Source organism: Roseateles sp. GW821-FHT09G09 (assembly GCF_059415965.1).
On the sequence record NZ_JBWKOG010000001.1, the window covers coordinates 834,701 to 856,389 of the forward strand.

20 protein-coding genes are annotated in these 21,689 nt (G+C 71.1%); 9 read left to right on the forward strand and 11 right to left on the reverse strand.

The annotated features are described in order from the left end of the window. Both AC07O8_RS03640 and AC07O8_RS03645 read left to right on the forward strand, forming a co-directional pair. Nucleotides 1-2,193 (forward strand): phosphocholine-specific phospholipase C, encoded by a 2,193-nt coding sequence (locus tag AC07O8_RS03640; protein ID WP_495046730.1) that lies wholly within the window; start codon nucleotides 1-3, stop codon nucleotides 2,191-2,193. A gap of 200 nt (nucleotides 2,194-2,393) precedes the next feature. After that, a complete protein-coding gene (locus AC07O8_RS03645) occupies nucleotides 2,394-3,239 on the forward strand; it encodes a DUF1444 domain-containing protein (RefSeq protein WP_495046731.1) in 846 nt (281 codons plus the stop codon). Nucleotides 3,240-3,245: 6 nt separating this feature from the next. Here the strand turns inward: AC07O8_RS03645 and AC07O8_RS03650 are convergent, their stop codons facing one another. The 3 genes from AC07O8_RS03650 to AC07O8_RS03660 form a co-directional block, all read right to left on the reverse strand. After that, the gene (locus AC07O8_RS03650; protein ID WP_495046732.1) at nucleotides 3,246-5,042 is read right to left on the reverse strand and encodes a hypothetical protein; all 1,797 of its coding nucleotides are present in this window, start codon (nucleotides 5,040-5,042) and stop codon (nucleotides 3,246-3,248) included. A 13-nt stretch (nucleotides 5,043-5,055) separates the two neighbouring features. Then, entirely contained in the window at nucleotides 5,056-6,759 is a 1,704-nt protein-coding gene (locus tag AC07O8_RS03655) for an Hsp70 family protein (RefSeq protein ID WP_495046733.1), read from the reverse strand. A gap of 163 nt (nucleotides 6,760-6,922) precedes the next feature. Continuing rightward, complete coding sequence (locus AC07O8_RS03660; RefSeq protein ID WP_495046734.1) at nucleotides 6,923-7,711, reverse strand: SDR family oxidoreductase; 789 nt, start codon at nucleotides 7,709-7,711, stop codon at nucleotides 6,923-6,925. Nucleotides 7,712-7,872: 161 nt separating this feature from the next. Here AC07O8_RS03660 and AC07O8_RS03665 point away from each other — a divergent pair, with 161 nt between their 5' ends. The 4 genes from AC07O8_RS03665 (at nucleotide 7,873) to AC07O8_RS03680 (ending at nucleotide 11,683) form a co-directional block, all read left to right on the forward strand. Then, nucleotides 7,873-8,778, forward strand: coding sequence for a LysR family transcriptional regulator (locus tag AC07O8_RS03665; protein ID WP_495046735.1), 906 nt, complete (start codon nucleotides 7,873-7,875; stop codon nucleotides 8,776-8,778). Between the two features lie 69 nt (nucleotides 8,779-8,847). Next, nucleotides 8,848-9,249: a GntR family transcriptional regulator gene (locus AC07O8_RS03670; protein ID WP_495046736.1), complete on the forward strand. Its 402-nt coding sequence runs from the start codon at nucleotides 8,848-8,850 to the stop codon at nucleotides 9,247-9,249. Continuing rightward, a complete protein-coding gene (locus tag AC07O8_RS03675; protein ID WP_495046737.1) occupies nucleotides 9,246-10,205 on the forward strand; it encodes an ABC transporter ATP-binding protein in 960 nt (319 codons plus the stop codon). The genes AC07O8_RS03670 and AC07O8_RS03675 overlap by 4 nt, the downstream gene beginning before the upstream one ends. Beyond that, the gene (locus AC07O8_RS03680; protein ID WP_495046738.1) at nucleotides 10,202-11,683 is read left to right on the forward strand and encodes a hypothetical protein; all 1,482 of its coding nucleotides are present in this window, start codon (nucleotides 10,202-10,204) and stop codon (nucleotides 11,681-11,683) included. The genes AC07O8_RS03675 and AC07O8_RS03680 overlap by 4 nt, the downstream gene beginning before the upstream one ends. Before the next feature lie 106 nt (nucleotides 11,684-11,789). Here the strand turns inward: AC07O8_RS03680 and AC07O8_RS03685 are convergent, their stop codons facing one another. Further along, entirely contained in the window at nucleotides 11,790-12,317 is a 528-nt protein-coding gene (locus AC07O8_RS03685; RefSeq protein ID WP_495046739.1) for a flavin reductase family protein, read from the reverse strand. Between the two features lie 35 nt (nucleotides 12,318-12,352). Between AC07O8_RS03685 and AC07O8_RS03690 the strand changes: the two genes are divergently transcribed. Next, nucleotides 12,353-13,315, forward strand: a complete 963-nt coding sequence (locus tag AC07O8_RS03690) for a M48 family metallopeptidase (RefSeq protein WP_495046740.1) — start codon at nucleotides 12,353-12,355, stop codon at nucleotides 13,313-13,315. Between the two features lie 207 nt (nucleotides 13,316-13,522). Further along, on the forward strand, nucleotides 13,523-15,124 hold the full coding sequence (locus tag AC07O8_RS03695; protein WP_495046741.1) for a hybrid sensor histidine kinase/response regulator: 1,602 nt from the start codon (nucleotides 13,523-13,525) through the stop codon (nucleotides 15,122-15,124). Nucleotides 15,125-15,200: 76 nt separating this feature from the next. Here the strand turns inward: AC07O8_RS03695 and AC07O8_RS03700 are convergent, their stop codons facing one another. From AC07O8_RS03700 to AC07O8_RS03730, 7 genes are all read right to left on the reverse strand, one after another. Continuing rightward, entirely contained in the window at nucleotides 15,201-15,848 is a 648-nt protein-coding gene (locus tag AC07O8_RS03700) for an MBL fold metallo-hydrolase (protein ID WP_495046742.1), read from the reverse strand. Nucleotides 15,849-16,020: 172 nt separating this feature from the next. Beyond that, nucleotides 16,021-16,617, reverse strand: coding sequence for a hypothetical protein (locus AC07O8_RS03705; protein ID WP_495046743.1), 597 nt, complete (start codon nucleotides 16,615-16,617; stop codon nucleotides 16,021-16,023). A 186-nt stretch (nucleotides 16,618-16,803) separates the two neighbouring features. Beyond that, nucleotides 16,804-17,418, reverse strand: a complete 615-nt coding sequence (gene trhA / locus AC07O8_RS03710; RefSeq protein ID WP_495046744.1) for a PAQR family membrane homeostasis protein TrhA — start codon at nucleotides 17,416-17,418, stop codon at nucleotides 16,804-16,806. A 73-nt stretch (nucleotides 17,419-17,491) separates the two neighbouring features. After that, nucleotides 17,492-17,839, reverse strand: a complete 348-nt coding sequence (locus AC07O8_RS03715) for a nuclear transport factor 2 family protein (RefSeq protein WP_495046745.1) — start codon at nucleotides 17,837-17,839, stop codon at nucleotides 17,492-17,494. Nucleotides 17,840-17,886: 47 nt separating this feature from the next. Continuing rightward, a complete protein-coding gene (locus AC07O8_RS03720) occupies nucleotides 17,887-19,317 on the reverse strand; it encodes a S8 family peptidase (RefSeq protein ID WP_495046746.1) in 1,431 nt (476 codons plus the stop codon). A 3-nt stretch (nucleotides 19,318-19,320) separates the two neighbouring features. Continuing rightward, complete coding sequence (locus AC07O8_RS03725) at nucleotides 19,321-20,091, reverse strand: zf-HC2 domain-containing protein (RefSeq protein ID WP_495046747.1); 771 nt, start codon at nucleotides 20,089-20,091, stop codon at nucleotides 19,321-19,323. Then, nucleotides 20,088-20,711, reverse strand: coding sequence for an RNA polymerase sigma factor (locus tag AC07O8_RS03730; RefSeq protein ID WP_495046748.1), 624 nt, complete (start codon nucleotides 20,709-20,711; stop codon nucleotides 20,088-20,090). The genes AC07O8_RS03725 and AC07O8_RS03730 overlap by 4 nt, the downstream gene beginning before the upstream one ends. 52 nt (nucleotides 20,712-20,763) lie before the next feature. Between AC07O8_RS03730 and AC07O8_RS03735 the strand changes: the two genes are divergently transcribed. Beyond that, nucleotides 20,764-21,489, forward strand: coding sequence for a hypothetical protein (locus AC07O8_RS03735; RefSeq protein ID WP_495046749.1), 726 nt, complete (start codon nucleotides 20,764-20,766; stop codon nucleotides 21,487-21,489). The last annotated feature ends 200 nt before the right edge of the window (nucleotides 21,490-21,689 follow it).

Here is a 21,689-nt window from a genome sequence, read left to right on the forward strand (position 1 = left end):
ATGACGCAGCAGCAACCGCCCCGCCGCCAGTTCCTCCGCGCCGTCGCCGGCGCCGCCGGCGCCACCGCCGCGATGACCAGCTTCCCGCCGGCCATCGCCCGCGCGCTGTCCATCAAGGCGGCCGTGCGCACCGGCACGATCCAGGACGTCGAGCACATCGTCATCCTGACCCAGGAGAACCGTTCCTTCGACCATTACTTCGGCACGCTGAACGGCGTGCGCGGCTTCGGTGATCCGTTCCCGGCGCCGGTGGCCGACTCGGCCAACGTGAAGGGCCGCTCGGTCTGGATCCAGCCCACCGTCAACAACGCCGCGCCCGGCGCGATCGCCCCCTTCCACCTGAACACCGCGCAGAACTTCGCCTTCATGCGCGTCAGCGGCACGCCGCATTCGTGGACCGACGCCCAGGCCGCCTGGGACCATGGCCGCATGAACAACTGGCCCAAGGCCAAGCAGAACCATTCGATGGGCCACTTCAAGGAGCAGGAGCTGCCCTTCCAGTTCGCCCTGGCCAACGCGTTCACGCTGTGCGACGCCTACCACTGCGCGACGCAGACCGGCACCAACACCAACCGGCTGTTCCTCTGGACCGGCACCAACGACCCGCTGCGCCTGGGCAACGGTCCGTCCACCGACAACAGCCACGACTGGTTCAACGCGAACCCGTTGGACGACTACACCTGGACCACCTACCCCGAGCGCCTGCAGTCGGCCGGCATCAGCTGGCAGGTCTACCAGAACATGGCGGACAACTTCACCGACAACTCGCTGGCCGGGTTCAAGGTGTTCCGCGACGGCTGGTACAACCGGCCGGGCTTCTCGCAGGTGCTGAAGGACCGCGGCATCTCCACGCGCGACCTCGACCTGCTGCGCGACGACGTGGTCAACAACCGCCTGCCGCAGGTGTCGTGGGTCGTCGCGACGGCGGAAGGGTCCGAGCATCCGGGACCGTCCAGCCCGGCGCAGGGCGCGGACTACACGGCCAAGGTGCTGGACGCGCTGACCTCGAATCCGGACGTGTGGGCCAAGACTGTCCTGTTCATCAACTTCGACGAGAACGACGGCTTCTTCGACCACGTGCCGCCGCCGGCCGCGCCCTCGTACGTGACCTGGAACGCGAACCCGGCGCAGGCGGTGCTCGCCGGCGCGTCGACGGTCGACACGACGGGTGAGTACTGCGAGATCCTCAACGGCGCCTCGGCCACCTACCTGCACCGGCCGTACGGCATGGGCCCGCGCGTGCCGCTGTACATCGTGTCGCCGTGGAGCAAGGGCGGCTGGGTCAACTCGCAGACCTCGGACCACACCTCGGTGCTGCGCTTCATCGAGGCCCGCTTCGGCGTGAAGGAGACCAACATCGGCGCGTGGCGCCGTGCGGTCGCGGGCGATCTGACCTCGTGCTTCAACTTCGCCGATCCGGAGGACAGCGAGTTCTTCTCGAAGCTGCCCGACACCGTGGCGCTCGCCAACCGGGCCCGCGCGCTGCCCGGCACGACGACGCCGGGCATCCCGGGCTCGCTGCAGCTGCCGTCGCAGAACGCGGGCGTGCGTCCAGCGCGCGCCTTGCCTTACGACCTGCAGGCCACCAGCGCGGTGACGCCCGGCGCGGGTCCGAATGCGACGACGATCGCCGTCACCTTCCAGAACACGGGCGGTGCCGCTGCCGTGTTCCACGTCTACGACCGCACGCGCCTGGGCGAGATCCCGCGCCGCTACACGGTCGAGGCCGGCAAGCAGCTCACCGGCAGCTTCGCGCCGCAGGCCGCCGGGGCCTACGACCTGTGGGTCCTCGGGCCCAACGGTTTCCATCGCCACCTCGCCGGCAATGCGCGGCGCGCGGCGGCGGCGGGCCAGCCCAATCCGGACGTCGTCGCGAAGTCCGCGCCGGCCACCGGGGAGCTGGTGCTGACGCTGGTGAACACCGGCCCGGTCGCGGCGACCTTCACCGTCGCGCACAACAAGTACCAGGGCTCGGCACCGCGCACGGTGAACGTGCCGGCGCGCAGCAGCAGCGAGCTGCGCATCGGGGTCGCGGTCGCGGCGCATTGGTATGACGTGTCCGTGCGGGTGAGCGGCCAGACCGACTTCCTGCGGCGCTTCGCCGGGCACATCGAGACCGGCGCGCCGTCGGTCAGCGATCCGGCGATGGAAGGCGTGGCGAAGGCGGATCAGTACCGCGTGTCGGGCGCGTGAAGGCGCGTTGAGCTCGGTGCACGCTCACGCCCTCTCCCGCTTGCGGGAGAGGGCGGGGGTGAGGGCCAGCAGCCGTCGCAGTGCAGCCGGCGGGAGCGATGCTTGCCCAACCCCGACCTCCCCACGAAATCACGGAGGTCCTCATGTCCGTCATGCGTCTTCGTCTCCAACGACAACCGCGTTCCGTTCTCCGATCCACCGTGGCCGCCCTCGCGGCCACTGCCGCTTTCTGCGGTGCAGCAGACGGAGCATTCGCGCAGTCCGCCGGCGTCCCCCAGGACGCCGTCGGCTTCACCGAGTACGTCGCGTCGCAGCTGCGCCAGCAGCTCGGCGACGGCACCGTCGTCGTCCGCGAGCCGCTGACGCTCGGCGTCGCGGACCAGCGCACGAAGATCGACAAGCTCTACGCGGGCTGCCAGACCAACCGCGGCAATTGCGCCGACGACGTCGGCGCGTTCGTGAAGACGACGACGCAGCAGTTCCGCGCCTCGACGATCCCCGCGACGCGCGAGTCGCTGCGACTGGCGGTGCGCACGGCCGCGTCGGTGCAGCAGGCGCAGCGCGAAGTCGGCGGCGACGCCACCACCTTCCGCCCGCGGCCCTTCATCGGCCCGCTGGTGACGGTGCCGGTCTTCGACACGATGCGCGCGACGCGGCTGATCAGCGAGCAGGACTACAAGACGCTGAACCTGTCGGTCGACCAGGTGCGCGAGACCGCGCGCAAGAACACCTACGACGCGATGCCGCAGGTGCTGCAGCATGCCAAGCCCGTGCCCGCGGGCGAGGTGGGCAAGCTCGACGGACCGGTGCTCCAGCCGAGCCGGTTGATCTTCATCGACGACTGGAAGCCGCTGGCCGACGCGCAGAAGGGCAAGCTGATCGTCGCGGCGCCGGCCAACGACACGGTGCTCTATGTGAGCGACGACGACGCGTCGACGCTCGACGCGCTGCGCGCGCAGGTGCGGGAGCTGATGGGCAAGACCGCCAATCCGCTGACGGACGTGCTGTTCCGCTGGACGCCATCGGGCTGGGCGCCGGTGCAGTGATCGCGGTCAGCGTCCGCCGGCGCCGGCGGACGCCGCCGGCCGGTCACGGAACAGCCGGCGCGCCAGGAGCCAGCCCGCGCGCTGCGCCGCGAGCCAGAGTCCCATCGCCAGGTAGAAGGTGCCGATCATGATCGCGGCGCGCGGTACGAGACCGATGTCGCCGACCGCGCGGCCCGCGGTGAAGCCCAGCGCGATGGCGCCCAGCGTCAGGCGCATGCCGGCCAGGCTGGACAGCCAGGCCGTCAGCGTCGGCAACCCGACGGTCAACAGCAGCGCGATCGCCTTCCACCCGCCCGCCGGCCGCGTGGGCTGCACGCGGAAGGTCGGGTTGGGCACGTACAGGCGCAGGCGGTAGACCGTGACCCCGGCGGAGATCCATGCGGCCTGCACGCCGGCGGCGACGGGCATCATCATCGGCGGCACCGCCCACACGACGAAGCCCCACAGCGCCACGGCGGTCGTGATCATCGCGGGCGTGCCCTTCAGACCGAGCAGCAGGCCGACCGCCAGGAAGACCAGGCTCAGCACCGCCATGGCGTCGCCGTACACCGGCGCGAGTTGCAGGACGAGACCGGCGACCGCAAAGCTCGCGGCGCCCACCCAGGGCGACGCGCGGTCCCAGCGCTCCGATCTGAGTTTCCCGGCCAGCCAGGCGGGCACGGCATCGCGCAGGAAGTCGAGCGCCTGACCGACATACCCCATGAACACGCAGAAGATGACCACCCACCACAGGGCGGAGAAGCCGTGTTCGAAGCCTTCGCTCGCGCTGCCCGCCAGCACGCCGCTGAGCACGCCCGCCAGCAGCGCGATGAGCGGCAGTGCCGCGTTGCGCGTCTTCACGCCCAGCTTCTGGACGGCCCCCAGTTGCGCCTCGTCGAGGCCCAGGCGGCGCAGCAGCTGCCAGCCGGCCCATTGCAGATGCAGCGGCAGCGTGTGCCCCATCAGCAGCGCGCCGATGAAGGCCTTGAACCTGTCCCCTTCGCGCGCTGAACCGGACAGCTGCGCGACGCGGACCGTCGGCGCGAATTCCTCGAGCGTCGCCGGATCGGTGATCGGCGGCGGATGGCGCTCCAGCACCGCCGCGAGCGCGGCCATGCGCTCCCCGCCGAGCATCCGCTCGATGCGGAAATCGCGCGACCAGTCGAAGTGCTCGCGCAGCAGGTCGATCAGCCGCGGGGGCAGGTGGGCTTCAAGCTGCACCACCAGGTCCGCGAATCGCGCCGAGGCCTCGAGCTGTTGCTCCAAGGGCAGGTCGCCGAGCTGGCGGCGCAGCGCCGGCATCGCGGCTTCCAGCTTCGCCGGGCCTTGCTTGAGCAGATGGACGACCTCGTGGCAGAGGGCTTCCGGCGAGGGCCCCGCGGGCGGATCCAGGAACACCACTCGCTCCTGCGGCGGGCGGGGCGCCGATCTGGGCGGCGGTGCCGGCCATTCGTCATCCATCCGGGCGTCGACCTGTTCGGCCATGGGCGATGCCGCGACGACAGCTTCAGCGCCCGGTTGAGCGCCCGGTTGAGCGCCCGGTTCAGCGCCCGTCGGCTCGGCGACGGGCTCGCCCAGCGGCCCGCCCGCTGCCGAGGCGGTTTCCGCCGCGGCCTGAGACTCGATGAGCGACTGCCGGCGGGCGTGCGCCACGAGCCGGTCGTAGGCCTCGCGCAGCGCCTGGTAGGCCTGGGCGTCGTCGTCGGGCCGGGTCGTGCGCAGCGTCTTCGCGTAGGCGCGCTTGATCTCGCCGAGGTCGCTGCTCGGCCCGGCGAGCCCCACCGTGGCGCAGTCCCGGTGCCAGTCCTCGTGCCATGCCTCCATCGCGGTTCCCCGATCAGAAGCGGAAACCGCCGTCGATGCTGTCCAGCGCCTCGCGCATCTGCTGGCGGGCGTGGCGGATGACGCGCGGGTCCTGCGTGTCGAGCGCCTGTTCGAACTCGCTCAACCACGACTGGATCGCGACGCGCTGCTCGCCGAGCCGGTCCTCGTAGAGCCGCTTGGCGCGCTCGACCAGGTAGCGGTTCTCCTCCTCGTCGCGCGGATGGCGCTTGAGCGCGCGCAACTGCGCGAGCGCCTCGGCGATCTGCGACTCGCTCATCTCGGTGGCGGTGTTGCGGATCAGCGTGCTGACGGTGCGTCCGCCTGTCACGTCGCGGACGTCCACGTCCAGCAGGCCGTTGGCGTCGTAGGTGAAGCGCACCTCGATCGCCGACTCGCCCGCCGGCGCGGGCGTCAGCGGGATGGACAGCTTGCCCAGGTGCAGGTTGTCGCTGCCGATCGGCGACTCCCCCTGGCGGATGTCCAGCTCCACTTCCTTCTGGCCGTCGTGCATGCTGTAGAAGCGATCCATCCGCGACACCGGCACCGGCGTGTTGCGCTCGATGATCGGGCTGAAGCGGTCGCCCACCGTCTGCTGGCCGACGCGCTGCGCGGTGATCACGCCCAGCGAGAACGGCATCACGTCGGTCAGCACCACCTCGTCCAGCGCGGCGTCGCGCGCCTTCAGCCCGGCCTGCACCGCCGCGCCCTGCGCGATCGCCTGGTCGGGATCGATGGTGCGCAGCGGCAGGCGCTGGAACAGCCGCGTGATCATCTGGCGGACCATCGGCATGCGCGTCGCGCCGCCGACCAGCACCACCTCGTTCAAGGCGGCGGGCGAGAGCTGCGCGTCCTGCAGCGCGCGCTCGATCGGACGGCGCAGGCGCTGCAGCAGTTCGGCGGTGGCGGACTCGAAATCGGCGCGGGTGATCTCCAGCTCGGCGCGGCGGCCGTCCAGCATCAGGCCCATGACGGTGGTGTCGCGCTCGCTGAGGTCGCGCTTGGCCTGCTCGGCGGCGCGCCACCACAGCGCGGGATCCTTCTGCAGCCTCTCCCGGTCGGCGAGCGACAGCGCGCCGCAGCGCTCGATGAACAGCCGGCCCACGGCGTGGGCGAAGTCCTCGCCGCCCAGGCGCGTGTCGCCGGCGCTGGCGCGGACCTCGACGACGCCGTCGAAGTACTCCAGCACCGACACGTCGAAGGTGCCGCCGCCCAGGTCGAAGACCAGGAAGGTGCTGTTGTCCGGCCGGTCCTGCAGGCCGTAGGCGAGGCCGGCCGCGGTCGGCTCGTTGAGCAGCCGCTCGACCTTCAGGCCGGCGAGCTCCCCGGCGGTGCGCGTCGCGCGGCGCTGGGCCTCGTTGAAGTAGGCGGGGACGGTGATGACGGCCTCGGTGACCGGCTCGCCGAGGAAGGCCTCGGCATCGGCCTTCAGCGACTGCAGCACCAGCGCGGACAGCTCCTCGGCGCGCATCGTCCGGTCGCCGAGCCGCACCGTGCGGTCGCTGCCCATCAGGCGCTTGAAGGCCTGCGCGGTCCGCGCCGGATCGGTGGCGGCGCGCTCGCGGGCGGCCAGGCCCGTGATCAGCTTGCCGGCGTCGTCGATCGCCACCGCGGACGGCGTGGCGAAGTCGCCCAGGGCGTTGGGGATCAGCTGGGGGCGGCCGTCGCGGAAGACCGCGATCAGGCTGTTGGTCGTGCCGAGGTCGATGCCGACGATCATGGGATTCAGGGGTCGGGTGTTGCGCGGCTGGTCCGCGGCCGCGCGGGTGCGCGAGGCGGCGGCAGGATATCAGCGCGCCGCCGCCGCGGCCCCCCTCGATCGCCCGGAGTTCCCCCTTCCGGGGGGGCGACGGCCCGATGAAGGACCGTCCGGGGTCGGTCGATCAGGCGAAGCCGCCGTTGGCGCGCAGGACCTGGCTGTTGATCCAGCCGCCGTCCGGGCCGACCAGGAAGGACACGGCGTTGGCGATGTCCTCGGGCGTGCCCAGGCGCTCCAGCGGGGCGACCTTGGCGACGCTGTCGATCTGCTCCTGCGACTTGCCCTTGAAGAAGAGCTCGGTGCCGACCGGGCCGGGGGCGACCGCGTTGACGGTGATCGAGCGGCCGCGCAGCTCGTTGGCCAGCACGTGGACCAGGCCTTCGACGCCGGCCTTGGACGCGATGTACGGGCCGTAGTGGGGGAAGGACTTCGCGATCACGCTGGTCGACAGCGCCACGATGCGGCCGCCGGCGGCGACCTTCTCGGCGGCCTGCGCCAGCACCAGGAAGGCGCCGCGCAGGTTGGTGGCGATCACCTGGTCGAAGGTCTCGAGGCTGGACGGCTTGATCGCGCCCATCGGCATCACGCCGGCGCTGTGCACGACGGCGTCGAGACGGCCATGGCGGCGCAGCGTCTCCTCGAACAGCGCGGCGACCTGGCCGGCATCCGACACGTCGGCCTGCACGGCGCTGGCGCGGCCGCCGGCCGCTTCGATCGCGGCGACGGTCTCCTGGGCCGCGGCGGCATTGCCGGCGTAGTTGACGACGACCGTGTAGCCGTCGGCGGCCAGCCGCTTGGCGATGGCCTGGCCGATGCCGCGCGAGGCGCCGGTGACGAGGGCGGTGCGCAGGCCGCCGTCGGTGGAGATGGCGGTCGAGATCGGGGTCGAGGTCGAGGTGGAAGTGGCGGTCATGGTTCGCTCCAAGGGTGGTCGGAAGCCGGGGGGGAGGGAAGCCAGAAGGGCTTCCGGGTGGCGATGGAACGAATTCTGGTTGTTGATCCCATCCGGAAAAAGGCGTGACAATTGGCTTGTCAGTTCAACCTGAATCAACAAACGCCTGCGAGGATGCTGGAATGGATCGATTCGAGACCCTTCAGCTGTTCACCCGGATCGTGGAGCTGCGCAGCTTCACGCAGGCGGCCGCGCACCTGGACATCCCCCGGGCGACGGCCACGCACGCCATCAAGGCGCTGGAGGCGCGGCTGGGCACGCGGCTGCTGGACCGCACCACGCGCGACGTCCGGCCGACGCTCGACGGCCAGGCGTACTACGAGCGCTGCGTGCTCGTGCTCAACGAGCTGGACGACGCCGAGGCCTCGCTGAAGCAGGTCGCTGCGAATCCCCGCGGCGTGCTGCGGGTGGACATGCACGGGGTGCATGCGTCGCACATCGTGCTGCCGCGCATCGACGAGTTCCACGCCCGCTTCCCGCAGATCGAGCTGGTGATCAGCGGCGGCGACCGGCTGGTGGACCTCGTCCGCGAGGGCGTCGACTGCGTGCTGCGTGCGGGCACGCCGCGCGACTCGTCGCTGGTGGCGCGCAAGCTGGCCTCGATGCCGCAGATCCTCTGCGCGAGTCCCGACTACCTGGCGCGCGCCGGCACGCCGCGGCATCCGGACGATCTGCCATGGCACCAGACGGTGCGCTTCTTCGCCAGCGGCGGGGGGACGGACTATCCGATCGAGCTCATGGTGGACGGTCAGCTGCGCCGCTATCAGTTGCCGGGCTGGATCTCGGTCAACGACGCGCAGAACTACCTCGCCTGCGCGCTGCGCGGCTGCGGGCTGATCCAGGTGCCGCGCTTCCACCTCGAGCAGGAACTGGCCGATGGACGGCTCGTCGAGGTGCTGTCGGACTGGGAGAGTCCGGCGATGACGCTGTCGGCGCTCTATCCGCAGCACCGGCAGCTGTCGCCGCGCGTGCGGGTGTTCGTGGACTGGCTGGCGCAGCTCTATGCGGAGAAGTTCCCGCAAGCTTGACGCCGTACTCCCTTGTGTATTACTGTACTGATACACGCTGACAACACCGTCGGCACCCGCACCTCGCCGATGGACGCCGACCTCCTCTTCAGCATCAACCCGGGCTCCCCCGAGCCGATCTACCGCCAACTGGTGGAGCAGCTGCGCCGCCGCGTGGCCAGCGGGCAGCTGGTGGCGGGGCAGGAGATCCCGTCGGTGCGCGAGCTGGCGCAGGCGCTGGCCGTCAATCCGATGACCATCTCCAAGGCCTTCGGGCTGATGGAGGCGGAAGGGCTGGTGGAGCGCCGCCGCGGCTTGCCGATGGTGGTGGCGGCGCAGCATCAGAAGGCGATGAAGACGCGCGGCCGCGTGGAGCTGCTGCGCCCTACGCTGGAAAAGGCCGCCGCCGAGGCGCGTCAGCTGGAGCTGCCGCCGGATCAGGTGCTGGCGCTGTTCAAGGCGCTGCTCGAGGACCAGGGAGAAACGCGATGACGCACACGCTGAAGCAGACACTGCACGAGACACTGGATCACACGGCGATCAGCCCGGCGCAGAGCCGGGCGCTCGCGGACGACGCGCTGGCCGCGCCGCCGGTGTGCGCGAGCGGATTGCGCGTCGACTTCAAGGGCCAGCCGGGCGTGCTCGCGGACCTGGACTGGACACTGGCGCCGGGACAGGTCGTCGGCCTGCTCGGCCGCAACGGCGCGGGCAAGACCACGCTGCTGGAAACCCTGCTGGGCCTGCGCGAGCCCCAGGCCGGGGACGTGCGGCTCTTCGGCCAATCGGCGCTGACGCCGGACGACGCGCTGCGCGCGCGCCTGGGTTACGTGCCGCAGCAGGCCGCGTTGTTCGAGGACTTCTCGGCCGGCGACCTGCTGCGCTACTTCCGCAGCTTCTATCCGCGCTGGAACGACGCGAAGGTGGACGGCCTGATGTCGCGCTGGGAGATCCCGCGCGACCGCCGCATCGCCCAGCTCTCGCAGGGCCAGCAGCAGCGGCTGTCGATCATCCGCGCGCTGGCGCATGAACCCGACCTGCTGGTGCTCGACGAGCCCGTCGCCAGCCTCGACGCCGCCGGCCGCCGCGATTTCCTGCGGGAGCTCGTGGACCAGGTGCTGGACCGCGGCACGACGGTGCTGTTCTCGACGCACATCCTGTCGGACCTGGAGCGCGTGGCCTTCAACGTCGCCTTCCTGAGCCGCGGCCGCATCGCGCTGCAGGCGCCGCAGGACGCGCTCGCGGACGAGGTGCGGCTGCTGGCCGGTCCGGTGGGACGGCTGCAAGCGGCCGTCGACGCGTACGGCGGGCAAGTGCTGGGTCGGCGCGACCTCGGCGAACACCCGCGCTGGCTGGTGCGCTTCCCTGATGGCAAGCTCCCGCAAGGCGACGCCGCCCTGCGCTGTGAGCCGCTCAGCCTCGAGGACCTCTTCCTGGAGCTGACGCAATGAACGCGGCCTTGCCGTTGCCCGGCGTCGGCGGGCATCTCGCCGTGCTCAGCGCGACGATGCGGCCCCTGCGCCGCCAGTGGTGGGCGCTGCTGCCGCTGGCGGCGATCACGGGACTCGCTTCGATGAAGTCCGCCTCCGCGGCGGCCACCGCGTTCTGCATCACGGTCGCGATCGGACTGCAATTCGCGTGGTGGCTGTGCGCGGGCGCGATGAGCATGCAGAACCACCCGATCACCGCGCGCCTCGTCCCCGGCCACCTGCGCCAGTTGCGCGAGGTCGGCGTCGCCTTGTTCCTCGTGATCGCGATCGCCAGCGGGCTGCTGCTGCATGCCGTGTTCGGCCACTTCCTGCTGTTCACCATGCTGGCGGGGGCCGTGCTCGTCAGCTTTTCGATCGCGCTGCGCTGGCCGATCACCTGGTTCGTGTTCTGGGTCTTTCCGTGGATCCCGAGCGCGCTGCTCAAGGACACCGCCGTCTGGCGGGAGACCGCGGCGATGCTGCGCGGCTGGCACGAGCAGCAGCCTGTGACGCAGGCGGCGCTGGCGATGCTCGCGCTCAGCGTGATCCTCTGGCATCTGTTCCAGGACGGCGGCCCCGCGCACTTGCGCGCCTGGCAGTCGGCCAAGGTGTTCAGCGACCTGATGTCGATGAAGTCGACCTGCGCGACGCGCGCGGCGCGGCCGCCGCTGCACCCGGTCCTGCGCCTGCTCGCCAAGCCGTTCACCTGGGGCCTGCCGGCCTGGACCCGCCACCTGGTCCGCACCGCCACCCCGACCGCCGACAGCGTGGCGGCGCGGGCCGAGATCGCCGCGATGCGGAACCTGCACTGGTCGGCGACCTTCGGCGTGACCGTCGTCATCTTCCTGGCGCTGCTGGCGGCGGAACTCGCGGTGTTGCACTGGCTGCCCGCATCGCGTGCGGCGACGGTGCTGCAGGGGGCGCTGCCGGGGACCTCGTTCGGCCTGATGTCCGCGCTGTTCGCGCCGCTGCTCAACATCTCCGCGATGCTGAGACGGACCCGCACGGAGCAGGCCCTGCTGACGCTCGTGCCGGGCATGCCGCGCGGCGAGGCGATGAATCGCGTGCTCGCGCGTCGGATGCTGACGCAGTTCCTGCTGATGCTGGGCTTCGGGGCGGCCGTGCTGATGCTGATGGTGGCGCTCGTGCCCGGCGAGTGGCCGCCCGAGCAGCCGCTGATGGGCTTGCATTTCGCCGCCATCGCACTGCCCGCGGGGTTGCTGCTGTGGCAGGACTGGTCAAGGAAGCATCAACCGGGAGCGACGCAGGCCGTGCTGCTCATGCTCGGCGGGATGCTGGTGGCCGGACTGAGCATCGGCGCGAACCGGTTCTTCAGCATCATGCCTTGGCATGTCCTGGCGCTGACGGCCCCCTTGACCGCCTTGCTGGCCCTGTGGCGCTGGCGCGCGGTCCGGCGCATGGCGCCGTTCTGGCCGGTCGGGCGGCACGCGGGGGAATGAGCGTCGCGACCTGAGCGCCCGTGATGGGTGTTGGAAAGCGTTCGAGAGCGTCCCAGAGCGTCCCAGAGCGTCCTGGCGCGTCCGAAGGCGGCGCGGCCCGGGCCGCTCAGATCGGCAGCTCGGTGTAGTACCGCCCGCCGTGGAAGATCAGCGGTTGCGCCTGTTCGGTGCGGGTGCAGGCCTCGACCTCGCCGACGAAGATGACGTGGTCGCCTTCCTCGTACTGGCTGCGGTTGGCGCACTCGAAGACCGCGGTGCAGCCCTCCAGCACGGGGGCGCCGCCGCAGCCTTCGCGGAAGCGCACGCCGGCGAAGCGGTCGATGTCGCGGGTGGCGAAGCGCTGCGCCAGTTCCTTCTGATCGGCCGCCAGGATGTTGATCGCGTAATGCGAGCCGCGGCTGAACACCGGCATCGAGCCGGCCCGGCGGGCCAGGCTCCACAGCACCAGCGGCGGGGACAGCGACACCGAGTTGAACGAATTGGCCGTCAGACCCACCAGGGTGCCGTCCTCCGCGCGGGCGGTCACGATGGTGACGCCCGTGGCGAACATGCCGAGGGCCGCGCGGAACTCCTGCGGATCGAGCGGCGAAGTGGCACAGGCCGGAGACGGCGTGATCAGGGGCGACTGGGACATGATGGTCGGGATTGTCGCCTGCCTAGAATCGCGCCATGGTTGATGCTGACTTCTCCCCCGACGCCGACGTTCACCTGCCCTCGGCGCCCACCTCCGGCTTCGGCCGTTGCGATTGCCGCCGCTGCGGCGCGGACGGCGGGCCGCGGCAGCCCGCCCGGCGCCTGTTCACGGGCCTGATCGCCGCCGGCGGCGCGCTCGCGCTGTCGCCCGCCTGGGCGCAGGACGGTGTCGACGTCGGCAAGCAGAGCCGCTTCACCAAGCTGGTGTCGGCCGAGCAGATCGAGGCCGCCGCGCAGCAGCAGTACGTGCAGATGATGCGGCAGGCGCTGGCGCAGAAGGCGCTGGCGCCGCCCAGCAACGATCAACTGACCCGCCTGCGCGCGATCGCGCAGCGGATCATCCCGTTCACGGCGGCGTGGAACACGCGCGCGCAGCAATGGCGCTGGGAAGTGAACCTGGTCGGCAGCAAGGAGCTCAACGCGTTCTGCATGCCGGGCGGGAAGATCGCCTTCTACTACGGGATCCTGCAGCAGCTGCAGCTGAGCGACGACGAGGTCGCGATGATCATGGGGCACGAGATGGCGCACGCGCTGCGCGAGCATGCCCGCGAGCGCATGGGCAAGAACATGGCGACCAACGGCGCGATCCAGCTGGGCGCCGCGCTGTTCGGCCTGGGCGATCTCGGACGTGGCCTGGCCAACATGGGCGGGCAACTGCTGTCGCTGACCTTCAGCCGCGAGGACGAGAGCGAGGCCGACCTGGTCGGCATGGAGCTGGCGGCGCGCGCCGGCTACGACCCGCACGCCGGCATCACGCTGTGGGAGAAGATGGGCAAGGCGAGCAAGGGCGCGCCGCCGCAGTTCCTGTCCACGCACCCGTCGGGGCCGACGCGAATCCGTGACATGGAGCGGACCTTGCCGCGCGTGCAGGGGCTGTATGCCCGGGCCGCCAAGCCACAGCAGCGCTACCAGCCGCCCGCGCCGGCGGCGAAGTCCTGACGGACGGCGGCGAGGCGCTGCGGTCCGCTTTCGAGCCTCGACGGACCGAAAGGCCCGAAAACGCCGAAGAGGCTGGAAAGGCCGAAAGGCCCGAAAGGGCCGAGAAGCCCGATGCCATCGGGCTTCCCTACGGTTAGGTGTTGGCACAGCGATTGCCGACGCCGCCCCAGAGGGACCACACTTTGGCCCCTTCTACCAGGGGTCCACATGCCGCCACACGAGGCTTCGCACGGACCGGGTGCTTCCGTTGCACCCGGGGAAGGCGTCGCGCACGTCGGGGCCGCACTGGATTACGTCACCGACGCCGTGATCCTGCTGGAACACGACTGGACCATCCAGTTCGTCAATGTCGCCTTCGAGCGCGCCTGCGGTCGGCAACGGGAGGCCCTGATCGGCAGGAATTACTGGACCAGCCTGGGCGAGGCGATGGGCTCGCGCTTCGACCTCGAGGCGCGCGCGGCGATGCAATCACGGGTCGCTCACATCTACGAGGAATTCAACGCCCGGCTGAGCAAGTGGTTCGAATGCCGGGCCTTTCCGTGCGAACACGGCCTGGTCGTGCTGTTCATCGACGTCACGATGCGCAAGGCGGACGAGCTCACGCGCGTCGACTTCGAGGAGAAGCTGATGCGCATCCAGCGCATGGAATCGCTGGGAACGCTGGCCGGCGGCGTGGCGCACGACTTCAACAACATCCTGGCGGCGATCCTGGGGCACGCGGGGATGATGCTCGACGAGTTGCCGGCCACGTCGCCGCTGCGCGAGCACATGCAGCAGATCAAGCGCGCCGGCGACCGGGCGCGCGAGATCGTGCAGCGCATCCTGGCGTACGCGCGGGGCAGCGGGCATGAGCTGTCCAAGCACAAGCTGCGTCCCCTGGTCGAGGACAGCATCGCCCTGCTGCGCTCGACGCTGCCGGCGTCGGTGCTGCTGACGGTGGACCTGCACGGCGACGACTGCGTCGCCACGGTGGATCCGGCGGAGGTCCAGCAGGTGGTGCTCAATCTGTGCACGAACGCGTGGCAGGCGATGCCGGGCGGGCACGGGAAATTGCATGTCGGCCTGCGCGCGGTGCACTTCGACGTGCCGCACGCCTTCGCGATCGGCCGCGTGGCGCCGACGCACTACGCGGAGCTCTGCGTGCGCGACGACGGCCACGGCATGGAGGAAGACGTGGCGAAGCGGCTGTTCGAGCCCTTCTTCACGACCAAGCCGCGGGGCCAGGGCACGGGCCTGGGGCTGCACATCGTGCACGGCATCGTGCACGCGCACGGCGGCGCGATCGACGTGCAGTCGCGGCCGGGCGTGGGCACGGTGTTCTCGGTCTATCTGCCGGTGGTGGGCAGCGACGCGGCGACGCTGGACACGTCGGCACTGTCCAAGGTCGCCGAGCCCGGCGCGGGCGAGCACGTCCTCTACGTCGACGACGATCCGATCGTGCTGATGATGGTGGAGGCGCTGCTCAAGAAGGCGGGCTACGACGTGCGCGCCTATGCCGAGCCGACCGAATGCCTGGCCGACATCGAGCAAGGCCGCGTGCCGGTGCAGCTGCTGATCACCGACTTCAACATGCCGGGCATGAACGGGCTGGAGCTGGCGGTGGCGGTGCGCGGGACCTTGCCGACGGTGCCGGTGATCGTCACGACCGGCTACATCGGCGACGAGCTGACCGACGCCGCCGATCGCATGGGCGGCGTGGCGGTGCTGCAGAAGGAGCGCAGCTTCGAGGAGCTGGTGGAACTGGCCGCGCTGGCGCTGCGCGGCTTCCCCGAATCGCGGTTCCTGGACACCGGCCTGTCGTCGCTCTGAAGCCGTCGCGCCGTCTTGCTCCCTCTTCCGCTTGCGGGAGAGGGTGGGGGTGAGGGCCAGCGGCCGGCGCAGTACCTCAACCCCAGCGCCCGCCGACGAAGGGATTCGTCCGGCGCTCCTCGCCGAAGCTGCTCTCAGGACCGTGACCGGGGACGAAGACGGTCTCGTCGCCCATCGGCCAGAGGCGCTCGTTGATGGCGCGGATCAGCGTGGCGTGGTCGCCGCCGGGGAAGTCGGTGCGGCCGATGCTGCCGGCGAAGAGCACGTCGCCGACGAAGCAGCGTTTCGCGCTCGCGGAGTGGAAGACGACGTGGCCGGGCGTGTGGCCGGGGCAATGGCGCACGGTCAGCGTCTCGTGGCCGATCTGCACGGTGTCGCCGTCCTCAAGCCAGCGCGTGGGCGTGAACATCTCGGCCGGCGGGAAGCCGAACATCGCGGCCTGCTGCGGCAGGCCGTCGATCCAGAACTGGTCGCCCCGATGCGGGCCGATGATCGGCAGCTCGCGCAGCCGCGCGAGTTCGCCGGTGCCGCCGGCGTGGTCGATGTGGGCGTGGGTCAGCCAGATCGCCTTCAGCGTCAGGCCGAGGCGCTCGACCTCGGCCAGCAGGCGCGGGATCTCGCCGCCCGGGTCGACGATCGCGGCTTCCTGCGTGACGTCGCACCAGACGATGGAGCAGTTCTGGCGGAACGGGGTGACGGGGACGGTGTGGTCGCGGAGGGGCATGGGGAGGAGGGGGTTTGGCAACTGCCCCTCATTTTGATGTCGGATGCCGACTTGAGCGCACCACGCCGGCCGCATGGGGCGCGACCTTCTGAAATCAGGAGGCCTGGATCTTGAGGACACCCTTCCGATGCGTCCAGTGCAACGGGGCCGTCCTGGATGAGGAAGATGCCGGTCACGACCTGGGGCGTCGGCGCCCAGCCGCGGATGCGACCGTGGATACCCCATACGCCCGCAGCCGCGCCACCGCCCAGCCCATCGCCGGCCACGCGACCCGGCGGACGACGAAGGAGCTCAGCGCCAGCACCGAGCCGACCAGGATCGGCAGGATGGGGCCGAAGGTCCACGCCATGCCGAGGACGAATCCGAGCACGTACTCGGCGCGGTAGGTCGGCAGCGCCACGCCGCTGAGCAGGATCGCCAGGAGGACGACCGCGGCGTGATCGGGCGTCCCGAGGCTGAAGGCCAGCGACAGTCCGATGCCCGCGCCAGCGGCGCCCAGGGCGGCGATCAGGATCGTGCGTGTCGCGGAGGCGGATGTCGCTCGGCGCAGGAAGCGCCCGGAGAGGATCCAGGCCAGTGCGGGCAGGGCGACGAGGCCCCATCCGTTGGACACGGACGGCAGGTCGGGATTCGCGAGCAGGTGATGGCTGACGATGCCGCCGTGCGTCCACTGCCAGGCGAGATGCGCGAGCTCGAGCAGCGCGACCAGGATCGTGAGCAGCGCGCGGGGGCGGCGTGTGCCCGCGGCAGGGGTGAGGGCGACGGACATCGCGCGCTCCTGGAGTGGAAGGAGCCGCGATGGTCGGCGAGGGGGCCAGGCCTTGCCTGACGAAAGCGATGGGCTGTCGAATGCGCCGGATGGAACGGCGCCCGGCGCGGTTGCGGCGCGCGACCGTGAACTGGTGAGCGGCGTCGTTCGTCGGACCTTCCGTCCGTGTTGCCGTGAAGGCCTGCCTCAGGCGAGCACGCAGTGCGCGACCGCGCCGAAGTGCAGGGCGCTGCCGGCCACCACGAACAGGTGCCAGATGCCGTGGGCATGACGGCTGCAGCCGGGATGGGCGAAGAAGTAGGTCCCGGCGGTGTACGCGGCGGCGCCGGCGATGAACAGCGTCACGCAGGCCGTCGGCAGTTGCCGCATGGCGGGAATGCACACCAGCGTGGCGAGCCAGCCGACCGCCAGGTACACCTTGAGCATGGGCCGGTCGACGTCGCCCCACACGGTGCGCCGGATGCCCCACAGCGCCACGATCCAGACGCTCGCCAGCGCCACCCACCGCAGCCAGCCGTCGCCGGTCAGCACGGCGAAGGGCGTCATCGTCCCCGCGATCAGCAGGAAGATGGCGGAGTGGTCCAGGCGGACCCAGAGGCGTTGGCGTGGGCCCCGGGTGCTGTGGCAGAGGGTCGAGGCCGCGAACAGCGCGATGAGGGCCGCGCCGAAGATGCAGGCCACGACGAAGCGCCGCCCGCTGCCGGTGTCCAGCGCCTCATGCGCCAGCCACGCGACCGCGGGAAGGGCGGCCAGCAGGCCCATCAGATGGGTGCCGGCGTTCAAGCGCTCGCCTGGGTACATCGCCGCCTTCAGCGTCTGGGGACGCCCTCAGCGTAGCCGGGTCGTGTGACACCCCGTCGAAGGGGACGCGCGCTCAGCTCGGAATCACGAACGCCCGCAACTCGACCATCAACCCGTCGCGGAAACGCCAGACGTCGGCATAGGCGTTCTGGATCGGCTGGCCGTCGTCGTCCTTGCTCTCGATGGTTCCGAGCGCGACGACGAGGTCCCGCTCGGCGACCAGGTCGGTCACGGTGAACGAGGGCGCCTCGGCGTAGCCGGTCGACATCCAGTCGCGCACCGCCTCCTTGCCGTGCAGCGTGGCCTCGCCGACCGTGGTCCATGTGATGTCCTCGGCGCAGAAGGCCAGGAATCCCTCGGTATCGCCGCGCGTGATGGCGGCGTTCGCGGCCGTCAGGGCGGCCTTGTTGCGCTCGGACATGGAGGCTCCTTGGTGAAGATGCGCCTCACCGGGCAATCCGTGCGCCCTCAGGGCTGCTCGCAATGCAGGCCCGCCACGCCCAGCGTCCGCGCCGCCGCGCAGGCGTTGATCGCGCCGGTCGCGCTCATCGAGCCCAGCAGCGCGCGCTTGAGCCGCTCGGCATCCGCGCCCGGCGCCGCCGCGCGCAGCAGCGCGATCACGCCGGTCGCATGGGCCGCCGCCAGCGAGCTGCCGGTGTCGATGTCGTAGCCGCCGCCCGGCGTCGTCGTCAGCACCGAACGTCCCGGTGCGGCGAGCCAGCCTTCGGCGCCCGCGGTTTCGCCCGTGCTCGCCACGACGAGCGCGCCGGGCACCTCGCTCGGAAAGCCCTTGCCGAGGCGCCCCGGCGGCGCCGCCGCCACCAGCACCGCGCCGCGCGAGAGCGCGTGCTGCGCGAGCTTCAGCAGCAGGGGATCGCTCGGACCGCCCAGGCTGAGGTTGATCACGTCCGAGCCATCGGCGATCGCCGCGCCCAGCGCCTGCGCCAGCGTGAATGAGTTGCAACGCGCGGGCGCCGGTCCCGTGTCCGCACCGGCGCGCGCGACATCCGTCCAGCAGGCGCGGTAGCTCGTCATCACCGCGCCCGGCGCGACGCCGACGATGCCTTGCCGGTTGTTCACCTTCGCCGCGATCAGGCCCATCACTTCCGTGCCGTGGCGCTCCGGCACCGCGTCGACCTGCGCGCCGCCAGCGGCGACGTAGTCCCGCTGGGTCGACACCTGTCCGAGGAGGTCGGGATGCCGCGCGTCGACGCCGGTGTCGATGATCGCCACCTTGACCCGCGCGCCGACGCTGACCTGCTGCAGTGCCGCCGTCGACATCTGCTGGAAGCCCTTCTGCAGGCCGAAGTAGGGATCGTTGTAGAGCGAGGTCTGCGATGTCGGCGATGTCGGCGAGGTCGGCGAGGACGCAGGCGGCGCCGGATGAGGCGTTGACGAGGGCAACGGCGGAGAAGGCGTCGGCGCTTCCTGGGCGGGACCGCCCAGCGTCTCGAACTCGTTGAGCGGTTGCGCGAGCTTCACGCGGACGTCCTGGCGCAGGCGCGCCAACATCGCCTCCGCATCGTCGCCGTCGCGCAGCGCGTACAGCATGCAACGCAGGTTCAGCGGTGCGATGGTCCACGCGGCCTGCTCGCGCAGACCGTACTCGCGTGCGAGCGCCTCCGACATTGCCATGGCTCGCGCGCTGCCCGCATAACCCGCCATGCGGCGGTAATCGCCGCGGGGTGAGCCGCCGGCGCCGGGCAGCGGCTCGCCGCGGTCGTCGACGGCCAGGATGATGAGGTGGCCTTCAGAGGCCGCCATCGTCGCCAACGGTGCCATTGGTGCCATCGGTGCTGCGGTCTCCGCGCTGGCAGGCACGCTCAACGCGAGCACCGCCGCGAGGGTGCTCAATGCGGAGACGATGACACCGAAGCCTCGCACGAAGGAGGAGGGCATCGCTCAGCGTCCCGGCGCCGCGGCGCCGACCGGCTCCACGAGCAGCACGCCCGGTTCCGCGCGCAGCCGCGCCACCATCGCCGGCACGGCCGACACCGGCGCCGGCTGCAACGGCGCCAGCAGCAGGCTGCTCGCGTCCTCGTCGGCGCCGACGATCCGCAAGCCGTGGTGCGTCAAGACCTGGCGCAGGCGGCCCATGTCCACGCGCTCTTCCGGCACCAGCCGGACGACCGCGCCGGCAGGCAGCGCGGCCGGCTGGCTCAAGGTCACGTACTCGGCGGGCGGGTGGCCGTCGCTCCACAGGCGCAGACCCAGCACGCACATCGCCACCGCCTGCACCGCCACCGCGGCTGTGAGCCAGCGTGTCGTGCGCGATCCGCCGTCGTTGGCCGAGGCGCCGCGCGGCCCCGCCACCGGCGTCGCCGGACCCGCGTCGCGATCGCGCGCCCACAGGCGGTCGAGGCCGGCCTGGATCGAGGCCTCTTCGGCGTCGCTGCCCGCCACGCCCGCCGCGCCCGTTGCGCCCGTTGCGCCCACCACGCGTGGCGCGTCCTGCATGCCGCGGTGGATGTTGCGCTGGAGTTCGAGTTCCTCGCGGCAATGCGCGCAGTGCGGCAGATGGGCGTGCACCAGGCGGCGCTGGTCCGGCGTCGCGGTGCCGGCCACGACCCACGCGATCGCGTCCCACACCTGGCGGTGCTCGTTCGGTTGGTCCATCGACGGATCGCCGGCGGAAAGTCCGGAGGACCCGGAGGGGGCGTCGTGGGAAGTCATCGGGTCGGTCCTTCGGTGCCGCTGGCCGGGGGGGTCTCGCCGCCCAGCTCGGGCAGCACGTTGCGCAGCCGGACGCGCGCATGGAACATGCGGGCCTTCACGGTGCCGGTGGCGCAATTCATGATGCGGGCGATGTCCTCGCAGGTCTCGCCCAGGTAGTACGCCAGCTCCAGCGTCACCCGCTGTTCCACCGGCAGCGCGGCCAGACCGCGCGTCACCCAGTCGCGCAACTCGCGGTCGACGGCGTCGTTGGTGGCGGGCTCGGCCCTCGCCAGCTCGGCCTCGTTCACCGAGGACGCGTTGATCTCCTGCGCCGTCACGCCGTCGCGCAGCGCCTTCAGCATGCAGCGGTAGGCGATGCCGTGGATCCAGGTCGAGACCCGCGACTCGCCGCGGAAATTGCCCGCGGTCCGCCACACGATCCACAAGGTGTCGTTGACGACCTCCTCGGCCAGGTCGGGCCGGCCGCAACTGCGCAGCACGAAGCGCGACAGCCGCGGCTGGCAATGCCGGTACAACTGCTCGAACGCCGACCGGTCGCCGGCCGCGGCGGCCTGCAACCAGGCACGCAGACGCGACTCGGCGGCCGTGTCCGCTTCATTCGGAACAGGTTGAAACATGGGCGACGGATTTCTGCGGAAGTGTCCCTCATGGGTGCCAGAATCGCCGCCGATGGTTGCCGTGCCCCCAAAAAAACCCGCTCGAACCGTCGCCCTCCTGGCGTCGGGCCTCGTCGCGTCGGGGATGGCGGCCGCCCAGCACTGGGGCGGCACGGTCTCGGCGGTAACGGAGCGCGTCTCGCGCGGCATCGGCCTCAGCGGCGACGAGCCGGGGGCCACCGCCGATCTCTACTACCGCGACGACCGCAACTGGAGCCTGGGGCTGGGCCTGGGCACCCTGCACATGCGCAACGGGGCGAAGGCGGAGGCCATCCTCTCCGCGACCCGCTGGTGGCAGATCGACGACCGCCGCGTCGTCACGCTGTCGGGCGCCCATTACGCCTACGCCGGCGGCGGCAATGCGGACCGGCTGCGCTACAGCGAGCTGTCGCTCGGCGGGCTGTGGGACACCGCCGCCTGGGGGCAGTGGGGCGCGACGGTGTCGGTGTCGCCGGACCTGGCCGCGTACACGTCCTGGGGCTACCTCGGCCATCGCGGCGCGACCATCGCGGAGCTGACCTGGCACCGGCGCCTCGTCGGCGCGCTGGCTGCGGACGTGGGCTGGGGGATGGTCTCGAATTGGGGGCATGGCAGCGGCTCCTACCGCTTCGCCAATGCCGGGCTGGCCTACCCCGTCGGGGACTGGCGCTTCAGCGTGTCGCGGCTGTACAGCTCGCTGCCGCAACGCGGCGACCCGTCGCTGCAGCGCTGGGTCGCCGGGGTGGCCTGGTCCTTCTGAGCCCTTCCTGCTCCCTCCGTCTTGCCGCTTGCAATGAATCGCAGGGCATCTGACTTCGACAGGCCGCTGGCCCTCACCCCTGCCCTCTCCCGCAAGCGGGAGAGGGGGTAAGAAGAGCGCCTGCCCGACTCCCTCTTCCCCTTATGACAAAGAGGATAAGAAGAGCGCCTGCCGGACTCCCTCTCCCGCTTGCGGGAGAG

Coding starts and splice junctions, on each gene's coding strand:
- AC07O8_RS03690 (WP_495046740.1), top strand. CDS start 12,353: ATGGTTGATGCTGACTTCTCCCCCGACGCCGACGTTCACCTGCCCTCG.
- AC07O8_RS03665 (WP_495046735.1), top strand. CDS start 7,873: ATGGATCGATTCGAGACCCTTCAGCTGTTCACCCGGATCGTGGAGCTG.
- AC07O8_RS03640 (WP_495046730.1), top strand. CDS start 1: ATGACGCAGCAGCAACCGCCCCGCCGCCAGTTCCTCCGCGCCGTCGCC.
- AC07O8_RS03670 (WP_495046736.1), top strand. CDS start 8,848: ATGGACGCCGACCTCCTCTTCAGCATCAACCCGGGCTCCCCCGAGCCG.
- AC07O8_RS03725 (WP_495046747.1), bottom strand. CDS start 20,091: ATGACTTCCCACGACGCCCCCTCCGGGTCCTCCGGACTTTCCGCCGGC.
- AC07O8_RS03735 (WP_495046749.1), top strand. CDS start 20,764: ATGGTTGCCGTGCCCCCAAAAAAACCCGCTCGAACCGTCGCCCTCCTG.
- trhA (WP_495046744.1), bottom strand. CDS start 17,418: ATGTACCCAGGCGAGCGCTTGAACGCCGGCACCCATCTGATGGGCCTG.
- AC07O8_RS03660 (WP_495046734.1), bottom strand. CDS start 7,711: ATGACCGCCACTTCCACCTCGACCTCGACCCCGATCTCGACCGCCATC.
- AC07O8_RS03720 (WP_495046746.1), bottom strand. CDS start 19,317: ATGCCCTCCTCCTTCGTGCGAGGCTTCGGTGTCATCGTCTCCGCATTG.
- AC07O8_RS03650 (WP_495046732.1), bottom strand. CDS start 5,042: ATGGAGGCATGGCACGAGGACTGGCACCGGGACTGCGCCACGGTGGGG.
- AC07O8_RS03695 (WP_495046741.1), top strand. CDS start 13,523: ATGCCGCCACACGAGGCTTCGCACGGACCGGGTGCTTCCGTTGCACCC.
- AC07O8_RS03730 (WP_495046748.1), bottom strand. CDS start 20,711: ATGTTTCAACCTGTTCCGAATGAAGCGGACACGGCCGCCGAGTCGCGT.
- AC07O8_RS03715 (WP_495046745.1), bottom strand. CDS start 17,839: ATGTCCGAGCGCAACAAGGCCGCCCTGACGGCCGCGAACGCCGCCATC.
- AC07O8_RS03685 (WP_495046739.1), bottom strand. CDS start 12,317: ATGTCCCAGTCGCCCCTGATCACGCCGTCTCCGGCCTGTGCCACTTCG.
- AC07O8_RS03700 (WP_495046742.1), bottom strand. CDS start 15,848: ATGCCCCTCCGCGACCACACCGTCCCCGTCACCCCGTTCCGCCAGAAC.
- AC07O8_RS03655 (WP_495046733.1), bottom strand. CDS start 6,759: ATGATCGTCGGCATCGACCTCGGCACGACCAACAGCCTGATCGCGGTC.
- AC07O8_RS03680 (WP_495046738.1), top strand. CDS start 10,202: ATGAACGCGGCCTTGCCGTTGCCCGGCGTCGGCGGGCATCTCGCCGTG.
- AC07O8_RS03675 (WP_495046737.1), top strand. CDS start 9,246: ATGACGCACACGCTGAAGCAGACACTGCACGAGACACTGGATCACACG.
- AC07O8_RS03705 (WP_495046743.1), bottom strand. CDS start 16,617: ATGTCCGTCGCCCTCACCCCTGCCGCGGGCACACGCCGCCCCCGCGCG.